This window comes from Streptomyces sp. NPDC030814 (genome assembly GCF_055572155.1).
The window spans coordinates 21,185-37,558 of record NZ_JBVIDX010000008.1; the positions used below are offsets into that span (position 1 = coordinate 21,185).

The 16,374-nt window shown below is 69.0% G+C and carries 10 protein-coding genes; 4 read left to right on the plus strand and 6 right to left on the minus strand.

Annotation, left to right across the window (positions count from 1 at the left end):
- Positions 1–506: 506 nt before the first annotated feature.
- Entirely contained in the window at positions 507–2,672 is a 2,166-nt protein-coding gene (locus ACZ43N_RS18610; protein ID WP_468098668.1) for an RICIN domain-containing protein, read from the minus strand.
- Here ACZ43N_RS18610 and ACZ43N_RS18615 point away from each other — a divergent pair.
- Positions 2,671–2,958 carry a hypothetical protein gene (locus ACZ43N_RS18615; RefSeq protein WP_468098670.1) on the plus strand — a complete coding sequence of 96 codons (288 nt, stop codon included), beginning with the start codon at positions 2,671–2,673 and terminating at the stop codon, positions 2,956–2,958. The two genes, ACZ43N_RS18610 and ACZ43N_RS18615, sit on opposite strands and share 2 nt — an antisense overlap.
- Before the next feature lie 179 nt (positions 2,959–3,137).
- On the opposite strand, the gene ACZ43N_RS18620 is transcribed toward ACZ43N_RS18615, so the two are convergent.
- The 5 genes from ACZ43N_RS18620 to ACZ43N_RS18640 are packed head-to-tail and all read right to left on the minus strand — an operon-like array spanning position 3,138 to position 8,668.
- Positions 3,138–4,016: a sugar phosphate isomerase/epimerase family protein gene (locus ACZ43N_RS18620; protein ID WP_468098672.1), complete on the minus strand. Its 879-nt coding sequence runs from the start codon at positions 4,014–4,016 to the stop codon at positions 3,138–3,140.
- Positions 4,017–4,020: 4 nt separating this feature from the next.
- Positions 4,021–5,193 carry a substrate-binding domain-containing protein gene (locus ACZ43N_RS18625; RefSeq protein ID WP_468098673.1) on the minus strand — a complete coding sequence of 391 codons (1,173 nt, stop codon included), beginning with the start codon at positions 5,191–5,193 and terminating at the stop codon, positions 4,021–4,023.
- A 22-nt stretch (positions 5,194–5,215) separates the two neighbouring features.
- A complete protein-coding gene (locus ACZ43N_RS18630; protein WP_468098675.1) occupies positions 5,216–6,187 on the minus strand; it encodes an ABC transporter permease in 972 nt (323 codons plus the stop codon).
- A gap of 1 nt (position 6,188) precedes the next feature.
- Positions 6,189–7,160, minus strand: a complete 972-nt coding sequence (locus ACZ43N_RS18635; protein ID WP_468098676.1) for an ABC transporter permease — start codon at positions 7,158–7,160, stop codon at positions 6,189–6,191.
- Complete coding sequence (locus ACZ43N_RS18640) at positions 7,157–8,668, minus strand: sugar ABC transporter ATP-binding protein (RefSeq protein ID WP_468098678.1); 1,512 nt, start codon at positions 8,666–8,668, stop codon at positions 7,157–7,159. The genes ACZ43N_RS18635 and ACZ43N_RS18640 overlap by 4 nt, the downstream gene beginning before the upstream one ends.
- Positions 8,669–9,329: 661 nt before the next feature.
- Between ACZ43N_RS18640 and ACZ43N_RS18645 the strand changes: the two genes are divergently transcribed.
- The 3 genes from ACZ43N_RS18645 (at position 9,330) to ACZ43N_RS18655 (ending at position 15,840) form a co-directional block, all read left to right on the plus strand.
- On the plus strand, positions 9,330–12,884 hold the full coding sequence (locus tag ACZ43N_RS18645; protein ID WP_468098680.1) for a ThuA domain-containing protein: 3,555 nt from the start codon (positions 9,330–9,332) through the stop codon (positions 12,882–12,884).
- Between the two features lie 75 nt (positions 12,885–12,959).
- Complete coding sequence (locus ACZ43N_RS18650) at positions 12,960–14,462, plus strand: arabinofuranosidase catalytic domain-containing protein (RefSeq protein ID WP_468098682.1); 1,503 nt, start codon at positions 12,960–12,962, stop codon at positions 14,460–14,462.
- 28 nt (positions 14,463–14,490) lie between these two features.
- Positions 14,491–15,840, plus strand: a complete 1,350-nt coding sequence (locus ACZ43N_RS18655) for a ricin-type beta-trefoil lectin domain protein (protein WP_468098684.1) — start codon at positions 14,491–14,493, stop codon at positions 15,838–15,840.
- Positions 15,841–16,374 lie beyond the last annotated feature (534 nt).

Consider the following 16,374-nt stretch of genomic DNA (forward strand, 5'->3'; position numbering starts at 1 on the left):
AGCGGCTCGCGCTACGAGGGGGAGGGGTCGGTGTGAGCGTTCATGCAATTCCCCATCAGAGGCACCTTCAGCTCCACGCAATTCCCCAGTTGGTTGCGGCCGGTGACGGGCCGCCCGACTGCTGAGTGTGGGGCTGGACAGTGCCCTCAAGGGCGCCTTCGGCGGCGCTCCGCGCTGGGCATTCGCCCACCCTTGACCGCCCTGACCAGCCCTGATGATCGGCGGCTATCAGGCGGCCCGGAAACCCTGGCGACCGTGGGGAACGAGGAGCAGCTCCGGCGTCCGCATGGGGACGAAGGCGTCGGCGCCGAGATGCCTCTGGCCCATTCCGTGAAGTTCCGGCTGGGGAATTACGCGACGTTCCACAGTCGGCAGGGCTCCGCGGCGGCGTGCCGTATACAGCAGGGGTCCACGGATCCACCGAGGTGCGGTGGGGCCCGCGCCCACTCGGGCCCCACCGCCGGCATCCGCTCCTGTCCCGAAGGAGCGGAGAGGCGTTGATTCCGCTATCGCAGTGCCCACTGCTGGTTGCTGCCGCCGTGGCAGGACCAGAGGGTGATCCTGGTGCCGTTGGCGGTGCCGCCGGCGTTGGCGTCGAGGCACAGTCCGGACTGGACGCCGGTGATGGTGCCGTTGGGGTTGACGTTCCACTGCTGGTTGTTCTGGCCGTTGCAGTCCCAGATGATGACCGGGGTGCCGTTGGTGGTGCCGCCTCCGCTGGCGTCGAGGCACTTGCCGCCGTGGACGGTCAGTTGTCTGCCGGCGGTGTAGGTCCAGGTCTGGCCGGCTGCGCCGGTGCAGTCCTGGAGTTGGGTCTGGGTGCCGTTGGTGGTGCCGGCGCCGGGGACGGTCAGGCAGCGGCCGGACTGCGCGCCCACGATCTGCTGGGCCGTTGTCGGCGGTGGGGTGGTGTCCCGCGGTCCGGCGGACGCCATCACGTCCTGGGCACCGGAAGGCCAGTTGCCGTTGGTCACCGTGACATTGCCGGAGACCACGTTGCCGCGGTCCCCGTTGGTCACGTTCGTGCTGCCGTTGGTGGACCAGTTGTCGGTGACGGTCCAGTTCCCCATGTTCTCGCCACCCCAGTAGTTGGCCGTCGCCCACGTACCGGTGCTCGAGAAGACATTGTTGGTGGCCGTGTAGTACTTCGAGCCCTCGTCGAAGTACACCCCGAAGTATCCGTTGGTCCGCAGGCAGTGGTTCCGGCTGATCAGCGCGCTCGGGTTCCATCCGAGCGTGTAGATGCAGCCACCGTCGTTCATCTGCTGCATGACATCGTGGATGTAGTTGCCGATGAGCCGGTTGTTGGACGCGGTGGTCGGCGTCGTGTAGCGCGGCTGGTAGTTGTACAGGCCGCGGTTGGCATAGTGGTTGCTGCCGCCCGCGTCGTTGGCGCCCCAGCCGTACCCGATCGACATGCCGGAGTAGGGCATGTTGTAGACCTCGTTCTGGGCGACGGTGCTGTTGGTGACGTACGTGGTCAGGACAGAGACGATGCCCCGGTAGTCCGCCCCGAGGTCGTGGATGCGGTTGTTGCTGATCGTGATGTCCCTGTTGACCATGCGCTGGTCGCTGGGATGGTGGGCGTCGGCGCGTACACCGCCCACGAGGATGCCACCGGCTGAGCTCCGGGCGATCTCCGACCGGGTCACCGTGATGTTGCGAGCGCCCAGGCCGACGCCGCTGGCGTGCGCGTTGGCGTCGTTGCCGATACCGATGGCCGTCTGGCCCAGGTTGACGAACCGGGAGTCACTGAAGGTGACGGTGTCGGCGGCGGAGATCTGCACGGCGGCCGGCATCTGCGACCAGTGTGGCCGGGCGGCCTCGAACTGCGTGCAGCCGTTGTGGCAGGAGTCGAAGCCCGGCCAGCTCCAGTTGCCGGCCATGTAGGCGCCGGTCTGCTGGTCCGCGTAACCCTGGTTGCTGCTGGGGCCCAGCCAGCTCGTACCGGTGAAGGTGATCCCGCTGAACGTGATGTGGTGCGCCGGCTCGCTGTACGTGCCCCCGACGTCCACCAGCGACTGCAGCGTCGGCAGTTCCACGCTGACGGTGCTCATGTTCTGTCCGGCCAGGGGGATGTAGTACAAGGCTCCGGCCGTGGGGTTGAGATACCACTCACCGGGCGAGTCCAGGAACTCGTACGCGTTGGACAGGTAGAACGGACCGGCCCGGTGCGGCCGCATGAGGGTGTCGTAGCCGAAGTTGTTGTTGTTCCACGCCGGCTGTTGCATCGTGATGAAGTTCGCGCTGATGCTCTGCACCGGCGAGTACCGGTCGGTGAAGGAGTTGACGCTCTCCACCTCGATCCGGCTCTGGTTGGCCAGGTTGTTCAGATAGCTCAGCGCACCGCTCGAGAACCTCATTCCGGCGTTGGACGCCGTGAAGTCGGCCCTGTTCACCTGTGTGCGTGCCCGGGTGGCGACGGTGCCGTTGACATAGAGCTGCCGGGCGTCGAGACCGGCGGGCACGTCGGCCTTCCAGATGTTCTTGGCTGTGTCGGCCACCGACCAGCCGGTGACCGCCCGGGCACCGGTGATCACCGGACGCGCCGAGGGGGCGGCCTGCCACACGACCGTGTGGCCGCCTGAGCCGGAGTCCTCCGCCGTCAGCCGCAAGGGTTGGGCCAGCCGGTACACACCGTCGGCCAACTGCACCACGATGTCGTCCGACATGGTGTCGTTGAGCGATCGCACCGCCGCCTGCGCGGCCGTCAGTGAACACGGCTGCGTGCTGGAACAGTCGGTGCCGGTGCCGGACGGCGAGACGTACACGGTGCGGGGAGCTGCGGATGCGGGCGCGGGGAACGCCATCACGGCGGTCGCGGCCAAACCGACTGTGGCGGCTCCTGCCAGAAGCCGCGTTCGTGTCGAGCGAGTGGTGAACACGTTTTCTCCTTATGCCGGTTCCCGGGCGGAAGGGGATGACCGCGCGACCTGGCTACTCGGCGTGCGGGAATGAGGGCTCGCGGAGGGAACACGATGTTCGGGCGTGGGCGTTGCGCTTCGCTCGGCGCCGACCGCCGTACTGTCGGAGAGTTGTACGGCGGCCGGTGCACAGACCGGTCGGACCGTAGTGCTGTTCCCGTGGGCCAATTCGTATGACGTGTGGCGTCGTTGGGAAACCAAAGCGACCCCCCTTCACCCGGTCAAGGGAGCGTTTTCCAGTCCGCGGAGGACGGTTCGGAGGTAGGACAGCCCGTCGCGGGCGAGGTTGTCCTGCGACGGGGCGAGCGGCCGCCAGATCGAGGCCGCGGTGGCGATGGCCTCGTTCTGCGCGGTGAACGACTCGATGCACACCGCCCCGCCGTAGCCGGTCGCGGCCAGGCCGGCGAGGAAGCGCGGCCAGTCGAAGTGGTCGGCGCCCGGGGCGCCGCGGTCGGTGCCGCTGACCTGGACGTGCTTGATGTACGGACCCGCCGTGACGAGCGCCTCGTAGGGGTCAGCCTCCTCGATGTTCATGTGATAGGTGTCGATCATGAGACCGACGTTCGCGGGCAGGCCGTCGATCAGCTCCACCGTCTGCTCGACCGTGTTGACGACGCTCGTCTCATAGCGGTTGAGGGCTTCCACGCCGATGCTCACGCCCCGCTCCCCCGCGTAGTCGGCCACTGGCCGCAGGGCGCGGCGGACGTCCGTGTAGCAGTCCGCGCGCTCCACCGGTGACATGCGCCAGGTCCGCCCCACCGCGGCGTAGACGGGGCCGCCGACGCAGGGCGCGCCGACGGCCACCGCACTGTCCACACACGTTTTCAGATACGCCACGGTGGAGGCGACGACCTCCGGCGGGGCGTTCACGAGGTCACGTCCGGGCGAGGTGACCGCACAGACGCCGACCGCACGCAGGCCGTACGCCGCCAGCAGGTCCCGGGTGCGGGCCGGGTCCCAGTCGCCGGGTTGCTCGATCGGCAGCTCGACCGCGTCGAAACCGAACCCGGCGATCCGCGGCACCAGCTCGGCCATGGCCTCGTCGTCGACCGGCGAGGCCCAGACCCACGGGTTGACACCGATCCTGTACACCGGACTACTTCCAGCGCCGCGGGTAACCGGGCAGGTCGGTGCAGCCGCACATCGCGTAGTGCAGCGGCGGCATGGTGGGGTCGACGTACTCGTCCAGGTTGTCCTGGGTGATGGTCGGCTGTGGCAGCTTCCACGGGTTCGGCACCTGCTCGCCGTCAAGGATCTTCAGCGCGGCGATGATCGGGGTGCGCCACTGGTAGGTCGGGTAGGTCGGGGCGATCGCCGTGAGCTTCTTGTCCTTCCACAGCTTCAGGAAGTCGAGCTGGTCCTCGCCGTTGATCGGCGGCACGGGTTTGCCGGCGTCCTCGAACGCCTCGACCGCCGCGCCCGCGACCGCCCCGGCGTCCATCCAGACGCCGTCGATCGTGCCGTACCGCTGGATGTAGTCGTTGACGATCTTCTTCGTCCTGGCCGGGTCGCCGTCGGTGAACTCGACGCCGACGACGTCGACGCCCGCCTTGTCGAAGGCGAGCTTCGCCGCGGACCAACGGGTCTCCAGCACGTCGACGCCGGGCAGGATGCGCAGCGCGAGCACCTTGCCCCCTCGCTTCATCTTCTGGGTGACGAACTCCGCCGCGACGTGGCCGAATCCGTAGCCGCCGATCGGGTTGATGAACGTCACCGGGCAGGTCGTGTCGACGCCGCGGTCGAAGACGATGACCGGCAGGCCCTTCTGGCAGGCGGCTTCCACGGCCGGGGTGAGCGTCGCGGTGGTGTTCGGTGAGACGATGAGCGCGTGGCAGCCCTTGCCGAGCAGGTCGTTGATGTCGGCGATCTGTTTCTGGTCCTTGCCTTCGGCGTCGACGTGGACGAACTCGGAGATCCGGCCGCGGTGCGTGTCGACCTCGGCCTGCATGGTCTTGAAACCGACCTGGCGCCAGGGGTTGTTCAGCCCCGCGTTGGAGAAGCAGATCTTGTACGGTCCGGGCTTCTTGAACTTCGCGGTCTCCACCATCGACGGGTTGAGCGCCTGCTCCCAGGGCTTGCCGGCCGGCCCGGTGGGTGCGGCGTCCAGGAGCGCGAGCTGCTTGTCGTAGTCGGCCTGCACGAAGAACTTCGACTGCTTCCCGGTGCCCGACCCGGTGCTCGCGGAGGGCGAACCCGACGCACCGGTGGTGGGCTCGTCGGTGGCGCAGCCGGCCAGCACCAGTAAGGTGCTCACGGCCAGCACCGTCATGGAATGCCTCACTGAATCCCCTTCATCCGGACGGGAATCGGAAGGACGCCGCTGCCACGGCGAACAGAATGATCCCGCCCTGCACGGTCGGTTCGAGGGCGCCGGAGACGCCGTAGAAGTTCATGAGCGTGAAGAGCGTCTCGAGGGTCAGCGCGCCCAGCATCGCGCCGACGACCGAACCGCGGCCCCCGCCCAGAGCGACACCGCCGAGGACCGCCGCGGTGATCGCGCCGAACTCGAGGCCGGCACCGGCCTGGAACGACACTCCGCTGTACCCGCCGATAAGGACAGCCGCGAGCGTGGCGGCGAGTCCGCTGAGGACGAACGCCATGGTCTTGGCGCGCCACACGCGCACGCCGCTCAGCTCGGCGGTCCGCGGGTTGCCGCCGACGGCGACCAGGGTGCGGCCGAAGTCCGAACGCGTCAGCACCAGCGCCAGAGCGGCCGCCGCCAGCAGGATGACCAGGGCGTACGGGATCCGGCCCAGCGCGGGCACGTCCTCGAACGCCGACCGGCCGAGCCGGCGGAACCCCTCGGAGAGGCCGCCCTTCGGGGCACCGTCGGACCACAGGTACACGGCACCGACGAGGATCAGGAACATCCCGAGGGTCGTGATGAACGACGGCACCCGCAGCCGCGTGGTGACGAGGCCGTTGACGAGGCCGACGGCGATGCCGAACGCGAGCAGGAGCACGACGACAGGCCAGCCGGCCGACGGATCGCCGTCGATCAGCCGGGCGGCGATGACCACCTGCGCGGTGACCAGAGAGCCGACGGACAGGTCCAGCTCGCCGGAGACGATCACGAAGTACTGGCCGGCGGCGAGCAGGATGACCGGCGCGGAGCGGCCGAGGAACGACATCAGCGACGGCGGCGAGAGGAAGTCCGGTTGGCGGGCGGTCAGCAGAACCAGCAGCACCGCCAGGATCACGATGATCGGTGCGAGGCTGCCGGAGCGGAACGTGAGGAGCCGCAGTGGGCGGGCGATCCGCATGCTATGACGCCTTTCGCATCGCCCGGCGGGCGTGGACGGCGACCGCCGCGATGATGATCACGCCACGGATCACCTGCTTGAAGAACACGTCGACCTCGAGCTGGTTGAAGATGGCGTCGATGCTCGCGAGCAGCAGCACCCCGCCGACCGTGCCGACGACGCCGCCGCGCCCGCCGGCCAGGGCGGTGCCGCCGAGCACCACTGCGGCGATCGACTCCAGGTCGTACAGTCCCTCGGTGCCTACCCTGGGTGCGCCGGCGCCGAGCCGACTGGCGAGGTAGACCCCGGCGAGGCCGGCGCAGAGGGCGCACAGCACATGGGCGGTGACGAGGACCCGGCTGCCCCGCACGCCGGAGAGCCGGGCGACCTCCGGGTCACCGCCCACGGCGATCAGGTGGTGGCCGAAGCGGGTGCGCGCCAGCACGAACCAGGCCGCGGCGGCGACGGCGAGCAGGAGCAGGAACGACAGCGGCACCGGCCCGATGCGCTGGTACCCCAGGCCCTGCACCAGGGCGGGTGCGGTCTTGCCGGCCGGGCCGTCGTATCCGTTGTCGAGGTATCCCTTCAGCAGCAGGCCGACGCCGACGGTCGCGATGAAGGGGTTGATCCGCGCTGTGGTGACGAGCAGGCCGTTGACGAGGCCGATCGTGGCGCTGACGGCGAGCGTCAGGCCGATCGCCGGCAGCAGCGCACCGTCGTCGCCGGCCATGGTCTCGGCGGCGACGAGGGTGCTCAGGCTGACCACGTACGCCACGGACAGGTCCAGCGAGCCCCCGACGACGACCAGCGTCTGGCCGACCGCGACGAGGCCCAGACCGGCGGCGACGTGCAGCAGGCTCACCGTCGTCGGCAGGCTGAACAGCCGGCCGCCGTCGACCGTGACGACGATCCAGCCGATCGCCAGGGTGAGGACCAGGGCGACGAACACGCCGGGCGGGGTCCGCCGGGCCGGCAGGGACAGCGCGCCGCTCATCCGGCAGCCTCCCGTCCGGTGCCGACCGCCAGGGCGACGACGTCCTCCTCCGTCGCGCCGGCGGGTAGCTCGCCGGCGATCCGGCCGTCGCGCATGACGATGATCCGGTCGCTCATGCCGAGCAGCTCGGGCAGCTCGGACGAGACCATCAGCACGGCGGCGCCGTCGCGGGCCAGCCGACGGACGAGATCGTGGATCGCTGACTTGGCGCCCACGTCGATGCCCCGGGTCGGCTCGTCGAAGAGCAGGATCCTCGGGGCGAGCGCGAGCCACCTGGCCAACACGACCTTCTGCTGGTTGCCCCCGGACAGGAAACGGATCTCCTGGTCCTCCCCCGCGGCGCGAAGCTCGACGGCCGCGAGCAGCTCCCGGATCCGCGCGGTCCGGGCACCGCGGCCGAGCCGGCCCGGGCGGACGGCGCGGCCGGCCAACAGCGCGTTGTCGAGCACCGACTGCTCGGCGACGATCCCCTCGCCCTTGCGGTCCTCGGAGACGTAGGCGATACCGGCCCGCATCGCGGCGCGGGGCGAGCGCAGCCGGACCGGCGCTCCGTCGACGGTCACCTGGCCGGTGCTGAACGGTGAGGCGCCGAACAGTGCGCGGGCCAACGCCGACCGGCCGGAGCCCTGCAGGCCGCCGACGCCGAGCACCTCGCCGGCGCGCAGCCGTAGGTCGATGCCGCGCAGCTTCCGGTTGCCTCCGCCCCGGACAGTCAGCCGCACCGGGCCCAGCTCCTGCGGCTTCGCCGGGTCCGGGTAGTAGCTCGGCAGCTCGCGGCCGACCATGTGGCGCACCAGCTGATCGGCGCTGGTGTCCGCGGTGTCCAAGGTGGCCACCGCACGGCCGTCCTTGAGCACGGTGATCCGGCTGGACAGGTCGAAGACCTCCTTGAGGCGGTGCGAGACGTACAGCACGCCTATCCCCTGCTCCTGCAGCCGCCGTACGAGCGTGTAGAGCTGGTCGACCTCGTGGTCGGCGAGCGCCGCGGTGGGCTCGTCCATGATGAGCAGCCGCGCGTCGAGGGCGAGCGCCTTGACGATCTCGACCACCTGTTGTTGCGCCACGCCGAGTCGTCCCACGCGCGTGTCGGGCGGTAAGGAGCCCTCCCCGATCGAGTCGAGGAGGCCCGCGGTACGGCTGAGCATCGCCCTGCGGTCGACGAGCCCGCGGCGCAGGGGCTCGCGCCCCAGCCAGACGTTCTCCGCGACGGTGCGCTCGGGCAGCAGGGTCAGTTCCTGGTAGACGATGCCGATACCGGCCTGTCGGGCCTCACGAGGGCTGCGGAACGTCCGCGGTGCGCCGGCGAACTCAACCGTTCCCTCGTCGGGCTGGTGGACGCCGGACACCACCTTCATGAGCGTGGACTTGCCTGCGCCGTTCTCGCCGACGACCGCGTGCACCTCGCCCGGCCGGACCTGGAGGTCGACACCGTCGAGCACCCGCACGCCGAGGAACGACTTGCCGATGCCTCGCAGAGCGAGCAGCGGTGACGGCAGCAGGCCAGACATCGTGGGAACCCTCTACATTCGCGTCGTCAGCAGGTTCGAGTCGCCTATAGGTGAATCGTTTGGGTACGGCCGGCATGGAATGACAGCTCCCGTCCGCGAACTGTCGTCGAATAGCCGCGAACTTTCGCCGGACGCGATGGTGACATCGCGGCCCCGAGGGTAAATGCCTCGATGAGCGCCTGGCAATACCACCGGACATCGCAGTGGGACGTTCGCCGTTCGAACTGCTCAATGTGGACCGGCGATCAGTCGACAGCGATTGATTCGCCAAAAACTGTTATCGAATCGGCCTGTGCACAGTCGCGCGCCGAACCACGACGGCTGATGCGCAAAAAGTGTTATGGAATCGGCCCGACGACAGTCGCGCGCCGAACCACGACGATTGATGCGCAAAATGTGTTATGGAATCGGCCGCACCCGATCCATATTGACTGTTGCGATACGCCGCTGCATGCTGGCCGGCAGACCACGGGAGACGGTCGCATCTGGTGTGACGCCCCCTTTCTTCCGTAGGGACTTGACTGCCCGTCACGGCGGACGGGATGACGAGCTGACGGCACACGCGTGCCTACGACGCGCTCAGGCACTCCGGCGCATCGGAGGTGCGGCCGACGCGTGCCCGTGGTCATGCCATCGTTGCTCCGCCGAAATAGGAGACGGCATGCGTCGCATCACATTAATCTTCGGGGCGATCGCGAGCGTGCTCCTGTCGCTCGTCATCGCCCAACCGGCGTCAGCGGCGCCGGCCTTCCGAGCCCTGGTCTTCACGAAGACGGCCGGTTACCGGCACGATTCCATCCCTGCCGGCCTCGCGATGTTCCGGGAGCAGGCGGCGGCCAACAACTTCGAGTTGGTCCACAGCGAGGACTCGAGCGTTTTCACCCCGGCGAACCTCGCCACCTTCGATGTGCTCATCATGTTCCAGACCTCGGGAATGGTGTGGACCACGGCGGCCCAACGTCAGGCGGTGGAGGGCTACCTCGCCAGCGGCAAGGGCATCGTCGCGATCCACAACGCCACGGACATGGGCATCGAGAACGAGTACCCGTGGTGGGACCAGACCATCAACGGCGGCGCACACATGCCGGAGCACTCCCCCGGCGTGCTGGGCGGCACCGCCATCGTCGCGGACAAGAAGCACCCGTCGACGGCCGGCCTGCCGGACCGTTGGAACCGCAGCGAGGAGTGGTACAACTTCGACCGCAACCCCCGCGGCGACGTCCACGTCCTGGTCACCGCGGACGAGCGCACGTACAACCCGGGCCCCCGCGCCATGGGGCCGGACCACCCCATCTCCTGGTGCCGCAACACCGGCGGCGGACGCGTGTGGGCCACCGCCATGGGGCACTCCAGCGCGGCCTACAGCGAGACGCATTTCCGGAACCACGTCCTCGGGGGCGTCAAGTGGGCGGCCGGCAAGGAGCCCGGCGACTGCGGCGGCACCGTGTGGGGCAACTTCGAGAAGCGCACCCTCGACGACAACACCGCGGACCCGATGGCCCTCGCGGTCGCCCCGGACGGGCGGGTGCTCTACGTCCAGCGGGGCGGGCAGCTGAAGATCTTCAAACCGACCACCAACAGGACCGTGACAGCCGCCACGCTCAGCGTCTACACCGGCGGCGAGGACGGCCTCACCGGGCTGGCGCTCGATCCCGACTTCGCCGACAACGGCTACGTGTACCTGTATCACTCCCCGGCCGGAGTCCCGAACGACATCAACCGGGTCTCCCGGTTCACGCTCACCGGCGACACCCTGAACATGTCGAGCCAAAAGACGATCATCGACATCCCCGCGACCCGTGACCGCACGTTCGCCGAGCCCGGGCACACGGGCGGCTACATCGAGTTCGGCCCCGACAAGAACCTCTACATCGGCACCGGGGACGACGTCCCACCGAACCTCGACCCCGCCTGGCAGGGCTACGCCCCGCTGGACTGGCGGCAGGGCAAGGCCAACCTCGACGCCGCCCGCACCGCCGGCAACACCAACGACCTGCGGGGCAAGCTCCTGCGCATCCGGCCGTCGGCCGACGGCGGCTACACCGTCCCGGCCGGCAACCTCTACCCGCAGGGCACGGCGCAGACCCGGCCGGAGATCTACGCGATGGGCTTCCGCAACCCGTTCCGCTTCTCGATCGACCCGGAGAACGGGTGGGTGTACCTCGCCGACTACGGCCCGGACCGGAACCCGCCCACCACCAACCGCGGCCCCGAAGGGCTCGTCGAGCTCAATGTCATCAAGACCCCGGGCAACTACGGCTGGCCGTTCTGCCACGGCGACAACCAGGCCTACGCGCCCTACAACCCGAGCACCGGCGCCGTCGGCGCCAAGTTCAACTGCAACGCGCCGGTCAACAACTCGCCGAACAACACCGGCCTGACCAACCTCAAGCCGATCGTCGCGCCGAACATGTGGTACGGCTACGGAGTCTCACCGAACTTCCCCGAACTCGGCTCCGGCGGCTCGGGGCCGATGGGCGGACCGGTCTACCGCTACGACGCCGCGAACCCGTCCGAGACGAAGTTCCCGCCCTACTACGACGGGGTCCACTTCTTCTACGAGTGGTCGCGCCACACCGTCAAGGAGGTCCACTTCGACTCCGCGACCGCGGTCACCCGGACCAACCCCTTCATGCCCGCCGCCAAGTTCCTCAAGCCGATGGACATGGAGTTCGGACCCGACGGCTCGTTGTACCTGCTCGAATGGGGCAACAACTTCTCCGGTGGCAACAACGACTCGGGGCTCTACCGCATCGACTACAACCACGGCGGACGGTCGCCGATCGCCAAAGCCACCGGAACGCCCACCAACGGGGACGCGCCGCTGGACGTGCAGTTCAGCAGCGCGGGGTCCACGGACCCGGATCCCGGCAGCACGCTCGCCTACCACTGGACATTCGGCGACGGCACCACGTCCACGGCGGCCAACCCGTCACACACCTACACCGCCAACGGCAACTACACCGCCCAGCTCAAGGTCACCGACAACACCGGCAGGACGGCCTTCGCCAACGTGCCGATCACCGTGGGCAACACCGCGCCGACCGTCACCCTCACCATTCCGTCCAACGGCGGCATGCTGGACTTCGGCGACCGTGTCCCGTACAATGTGTCGGTCTCGGACCCCGGCGGCGCGCCCGTCGACTGCGACAAGGTGTTCGTCAACCCCGCCCTCGGCCACGACGACCACCAGCACGAGACCACGGATCATCCAGGGTGCTCGGGCACCATCGACACGACGCTGCTGGGTGGGCACCCAGACGGCGCCAACCTGTACTACGTCCTCAACGCCCGCTACACCGACAACGGCGGCCCCGGCGGCGCGAACCCGCTCACCGGCTACGCCCAGGTGATCCTCCAGCCCAAGCACAAGCAGGCCGAGTTCTACACGGACCAGTCGGGTGTGCAGATCGTCGAGCAGGCCGGCGCGGAGAGCGGCAAGCGGGTCGGCAACATCTCCGACGGCGACTGGATCGCGTTCAAACCGATGAGCCTGTCGGGCGTCACGAGCGTGAAGTACCGCCTGTCGTCGCCGAGCGGCGGCGGATCGATCGAACTGCGCGCCGACTCCCCGACCGGCACGCTCCTGGCCACGACACCGGTGCCCAGCACCGGCGGCTGGAACACCTACCAGTCAACGTCGGCGGTGAACACCGCCGATCTCTCCGGCTCGCACCCGCTCTACCTGGTGTTCAAGGGCACCTCGAACAACTGGTTCGACCTCGACTCGCTCACCTTCGGCGGCAACGGGGTCGGCGAACCGGGCAGCGGCGGCGGTGGCGGCGTGGCCGGAAGGACCTGGACGGTCGCGGCGCAGCACAGCGGCAAGTTCATGGACGTCAGCGAGGCCTCGACCGCTGACGGCGCCCAGGTCGTCCAGTGGCCGTCCACCGGCGGCAACAACCAGAAGTGGCAGGCCGTCGACGCCGGCGGCGGCGCCGTCCACATGAAGGCGGTGCACAGCGGCAAGTGCCTCGCCGTCACGGGCGGGTCCACCTCCCAGGGCGCGTTCCTGCAGCAGTCCACCTGCGACAACGGCAACGCACAGAAGTTCCTTGTCACACCGACCAGCACGGCGGGTGTGTACACCGTGAAAAGCGTGCCCAGTGGACTGTGCGTGGACGTCAACGGCGGCTCGACGGCCGACGGCGCACGACTCCTGCAATGGAGCTGCCACAGCGGCACCAACCAACAGTGGCGGTTCACCGCCGTCTAGGTGCTGTGACCGGACGGGATGCCCGGCGCGGTTGCGCGCCGGGCATCCCACCCTACGAACAGGTGAGGAATCGCCATGGTGTTTCGGATACCTCGGCCCCGCCGGTACGGACGGCTGTCCGCGCTGGGCGCCGCCCTGGTGCTCGTTGCCGTCGGCGCCACCGCGGTGGCGGCACCGATCGAGCCCGGGCAGAGCGCCCCGATCGTGGGCGCGCAGTCCGGCCGCTGCCTGACCGTCCCCGGCGCCGCCACCACCAACGGCACCCAGACCCAACTCCAGGACTGCACCGGCGCAGCCGGCCAGACCTGGACCTACACCGCCGGCAGACAACTGACCGTCCACGGCGACAAGTGCCTCGACGCCAGCGGAGGCGGCACCACCAACGGCACCCCGGTCATCATCTGGGACTGCAACGGCCAGAACAACCAGCAGTGGAACGTCAACCCCAACGGCACCATCACCGGCGTCCAGTCCGGACTGTGCCTCGACGCCAACGCCGGCGGCACCGCCAACGGCACCAGGACCATTCTCTGGTCCTGCCACGGCGGCACCAACCAGCAGTGGAGCTCGCCGACCCCGCCGCCGGACCCGCCGGACCCGCCGGTGCCGGGCGGCGCGGGCACGTGCGACATCTACGCCTCAGGCGGCACACCCTGCATCGCCGCCCACAGCACCGTACGAGCGCTCTACGGCACCTACAACGGCAACCTCTACCAGGTCCGGCGCTCGTCCGACAGCACGACCCGGAACATCGGCGTCCTGAGCGCGGGTGGTGCCGCCGACGCCACGACGCAGGACTCGTTCTGCGCGGGGACCACCTGCGTCGTCACCGTCATCTACGACCAGTCCGGCCGCGGGAACGACCTGTGGTACCAGGGATCGAGTGTGGTTCCCGGCTCCAGCCAGAGCCGCCCGGCGATCGCGACGTCGGAGTCGCTGGCGGTCGGCGGCAGCAAGGCCTACTCGCTCTACATCAACCCCGGCAACAGCTACTGGCGGGACGGCCACCTGACCGGCGTGCCGACCGGCAGCGCCCCTGAAGGCATGTACATGGTGACCAGCGGCACCCATGTCAACGGCGGCTGCTGCTTCGACTACGGCAACAGTGAGACGACCCGAGCGGCCGACGCGGCCGGGGCGATGGACGCGATCAATTTCAGCACCCAGTGCTGGTTCGGCGGGTGCGCCGGCAGGGGCCCATGGGTCCAGGCCGACCTCGAATGGGGGCTCTACTCCGGTGGCAGTCAGACCTGGAACACGAACCAGCGGGCCTTCACCAGCAAGTTCGTGACGGCGATGTTGAAGAACAACGGGACGAGCCGTTTCGCGCTCAAGGGTGGCAACGCCCAGACCGGAAGCCTGACGACGCTCTGGGACGGCGCGCTTCCGCCCGGCTACAGCCCCATGAAGAAGCAGGGCGCCATCATCCTCGGCAGCGGTGGTGACTGCTGCAAGCCCGGCGGCGGCGCGAACCTCAGCGCAGGCACCTTCTACGAGGGCGCGATGGTGTCCGGATACCCGTCCGACGCAACCGAGAACGCGGTGCAGGCCAACATCGTCGCCGCCGGCTACCGCTGAGTCGCTCATCCATGAAGGGAGAAACGTGATGCGACAAGGCAACAACCGTCACCGATGGCGCACACCGATCTGGCGCACACCGATCGCCGTGGCCATCACCCTCTTGCTCGCCGCCGCCGGCATCAGCGGCATCGGACTGACGTCCGCCGCCGCTGCCGAGGCCCCCTCCGCCGCCCCGAGCGCCGGATGCGGCAAGCCGCCCACGCTGTCGAGTGGTCCGCGCTCGATTCAGAGCAGCGGCAGGACGCGGAACTACATCCTGCGAGTGCCCGCCACCTACGACAACAACCGCCCGTACCGAGTGGTCTTCGGTTTCCACTGGAACGGCGGCACCGCCAATGACGTCGACTCGGGCGGAACCAGCGGATACTCCTGGTCGTACTACGGCCTGCGGGCGATCTCCAACGACAGCGCGATCTTCGTCGCGCCCCAGGGCCTCGGGAACGGCTGGGCCAATTCCAATGGCGAGGATCTGACCTTCGTGGACGACATGGTCAGGCAGATCGACGCCGGCCTGTGTGTCGACACGAACCAGCGCTTCGCCGGGGGTTTCAGCTACGGAGGCGGCATGAGTTTCGCACTCGCGTGCGCCCGGCCGACAGTGTTCCGCGCGGTCGCCGTCTACGCGGGCGGCCAGTTGAGCGGGTGCAACGGCGGTACCCAGCCGGTCGCGTACATCGGACTGCACGGCTTGCGGGACCCGGTGCTCCCGATCGCCACGGGACGTTCACTGCGTGACCGGTTCGTGCGGAACAACGGCTGCACTCCCCAGAACCCGCCGGAACCGGCACGGGGCAGCCTCACGCATGTCGTCACGACCTACTCGGGGTGCCGCGCCGGCTACCCCGTGGCATGGGCCGCGTTCGACGCGGGCCATACGCCGGGTCCTGTCGATGGATCACCCGGCGACTACGAACCGGGTGAGAGGTCGTGGACCCGGACGGTTGTGTGGAACTTCTTCACGCAGCTCGACGGCTCGACGCCCACCCCACCGAACCCCACCACGTTCCGGCTGCGCAACGAGGGTTCGGGCCGGTGCCTGGACGTCAACGGCGCGAACTCGGCCAACGGCACACCCATGATCATCTGGGACTGCCACAGCAACGCCAACCAGCAGTTCACCCAGAACGGTCAGGCGCTGCAGGTGCTGGGCAAGTGCCTGAACGTTCCGCCCGACGCCGCCGCCGGCACGCGGGTCCAGATCCAGGACTGCAACGGTGGCACCAACCAGCAGTGGGCCCTCAACAGCAACGGCACGATCCGCAACGCTCAGAACGGGTTGTGCCTGGACGTCAACGGCGCGAGCACCGCCAACGGCTCCGCGGTCGTCGTGTGGAGCTGCCACGACGGCGCCAACCAGCGCTGGACGCGAGCATAGGCGCACGGGTGAAGGGGGTACGTGACATCACGTACCCCCTTCACTCCCTCCGCGGCCACCCGACGTGGTCGCCGCGCACCACTGCGGGGGAAGTGGCCCGGCTTACCACAACGGAAGGCCGACGCCTCGCCAGGAAGTGCTGGGACGTCGCGTCGCCACAGGAGCTGCGGCGCGGCGGAGGCAGCGACCTGGTCGGGATCGTGCCGATGGTCGACCATATGAAGCAGCGGTACCCCGTGGGTCCCGCCAGGATCTTCGCCGTCGGTGAGTCGTCCGGGGCGGTCCCCCGCAGCAGTGGGTGACCTGGTGACACACGCGCACGCGGTCGTGCCCGCACGACAACGCGGCACAGCCTGACGTCCGCCGCACCCGGCCTGGGAACTCGGAAGGGCCACCGCGTCCGCGGGGTGTGCTTGGGTTCTGGGAGTCGTTGCAACACCCCAGTTCAAGGGGTGGCATGGACGTCGAGATCCGCAAGGTCCGGACACCTGGCCGCAGTCGCCGACCAGCTCAACCGACGCCCACGCAAAACGC

What these genes read in the sequence shown, in the direction of transcription:
- ACZ43N_RS18615 (WP_468098670.1), top strand. Translation starts at nt 2,671, where the DNA reads ATGGTGTCGTTGAGCGATCGCACCGCCGCCTGCGCGGCCGTCAGTGAA.
- ACZ43N_RS18610 (WP_468098668.1), bottom strand. Translation starts at nt 2,672, where the DNA reads ATGTCGGACGACATCGTGGTGCAGTTGGCCGACGGTGTGTACCGGCTG.
- ACZ43N_RS18625 (WP_468098673.1), bottom strand. Translation starts at nt 5,193, where the DNA reads ATGACGGTGCTGGCCGTGAGCACCTTACTGGTGCTGGCCGGCTGCGCC.
- ACZ43N_RS18630 (WP_468098675.1), bottom strand. Translation starts at nt 6,187, where the DNA reads ATGCGGATCGCCCGCCCACTGCGGCTCCTCACGTTCCGCTCCGGCAGC.
- ACZ43N_RS18635 (WP_468098676.1), bottom strand. Translation starts at nt 7,160, where the DNA reads ATGAGCGGCGCGCTGTCCCTGCCGGCCCGGCGGACCCCGCCCGGCGTG.
- ACZ43N_RS18640 (WP_468098678.1), bottom strand. Translation starts at nt 8,668, where the DNA reads ATGTCTGGCCTGCTGCCGTCACCGCTGCTCGCTCTGCGAGGCATCGGC.
- ACZ43N_RS18645 (WP_468098680.1), top strand. Translation starts at nt 9,330, where the DNA reads ATGCGTCGCATCACATTAATCTTCGGGGCGATCGCGAGCGTGCTCCTG.
- ACZ43N_RS18650 (WP_468098682.1), top strand. Translation starts at nt 12,960, where the DNA reads ATGGTGTTTCGGATACCTCGGCCCCGCCGGTACGGACGGCTGTCCGCG.
- ACZ43N_RS18655 (WP_468098684.1), top strand. Translation starts at nt 14,491, where the DNA reads ATGCGACAAGGCAACAACCGTCACCGATGGCGCACACCGATCTGGCGC.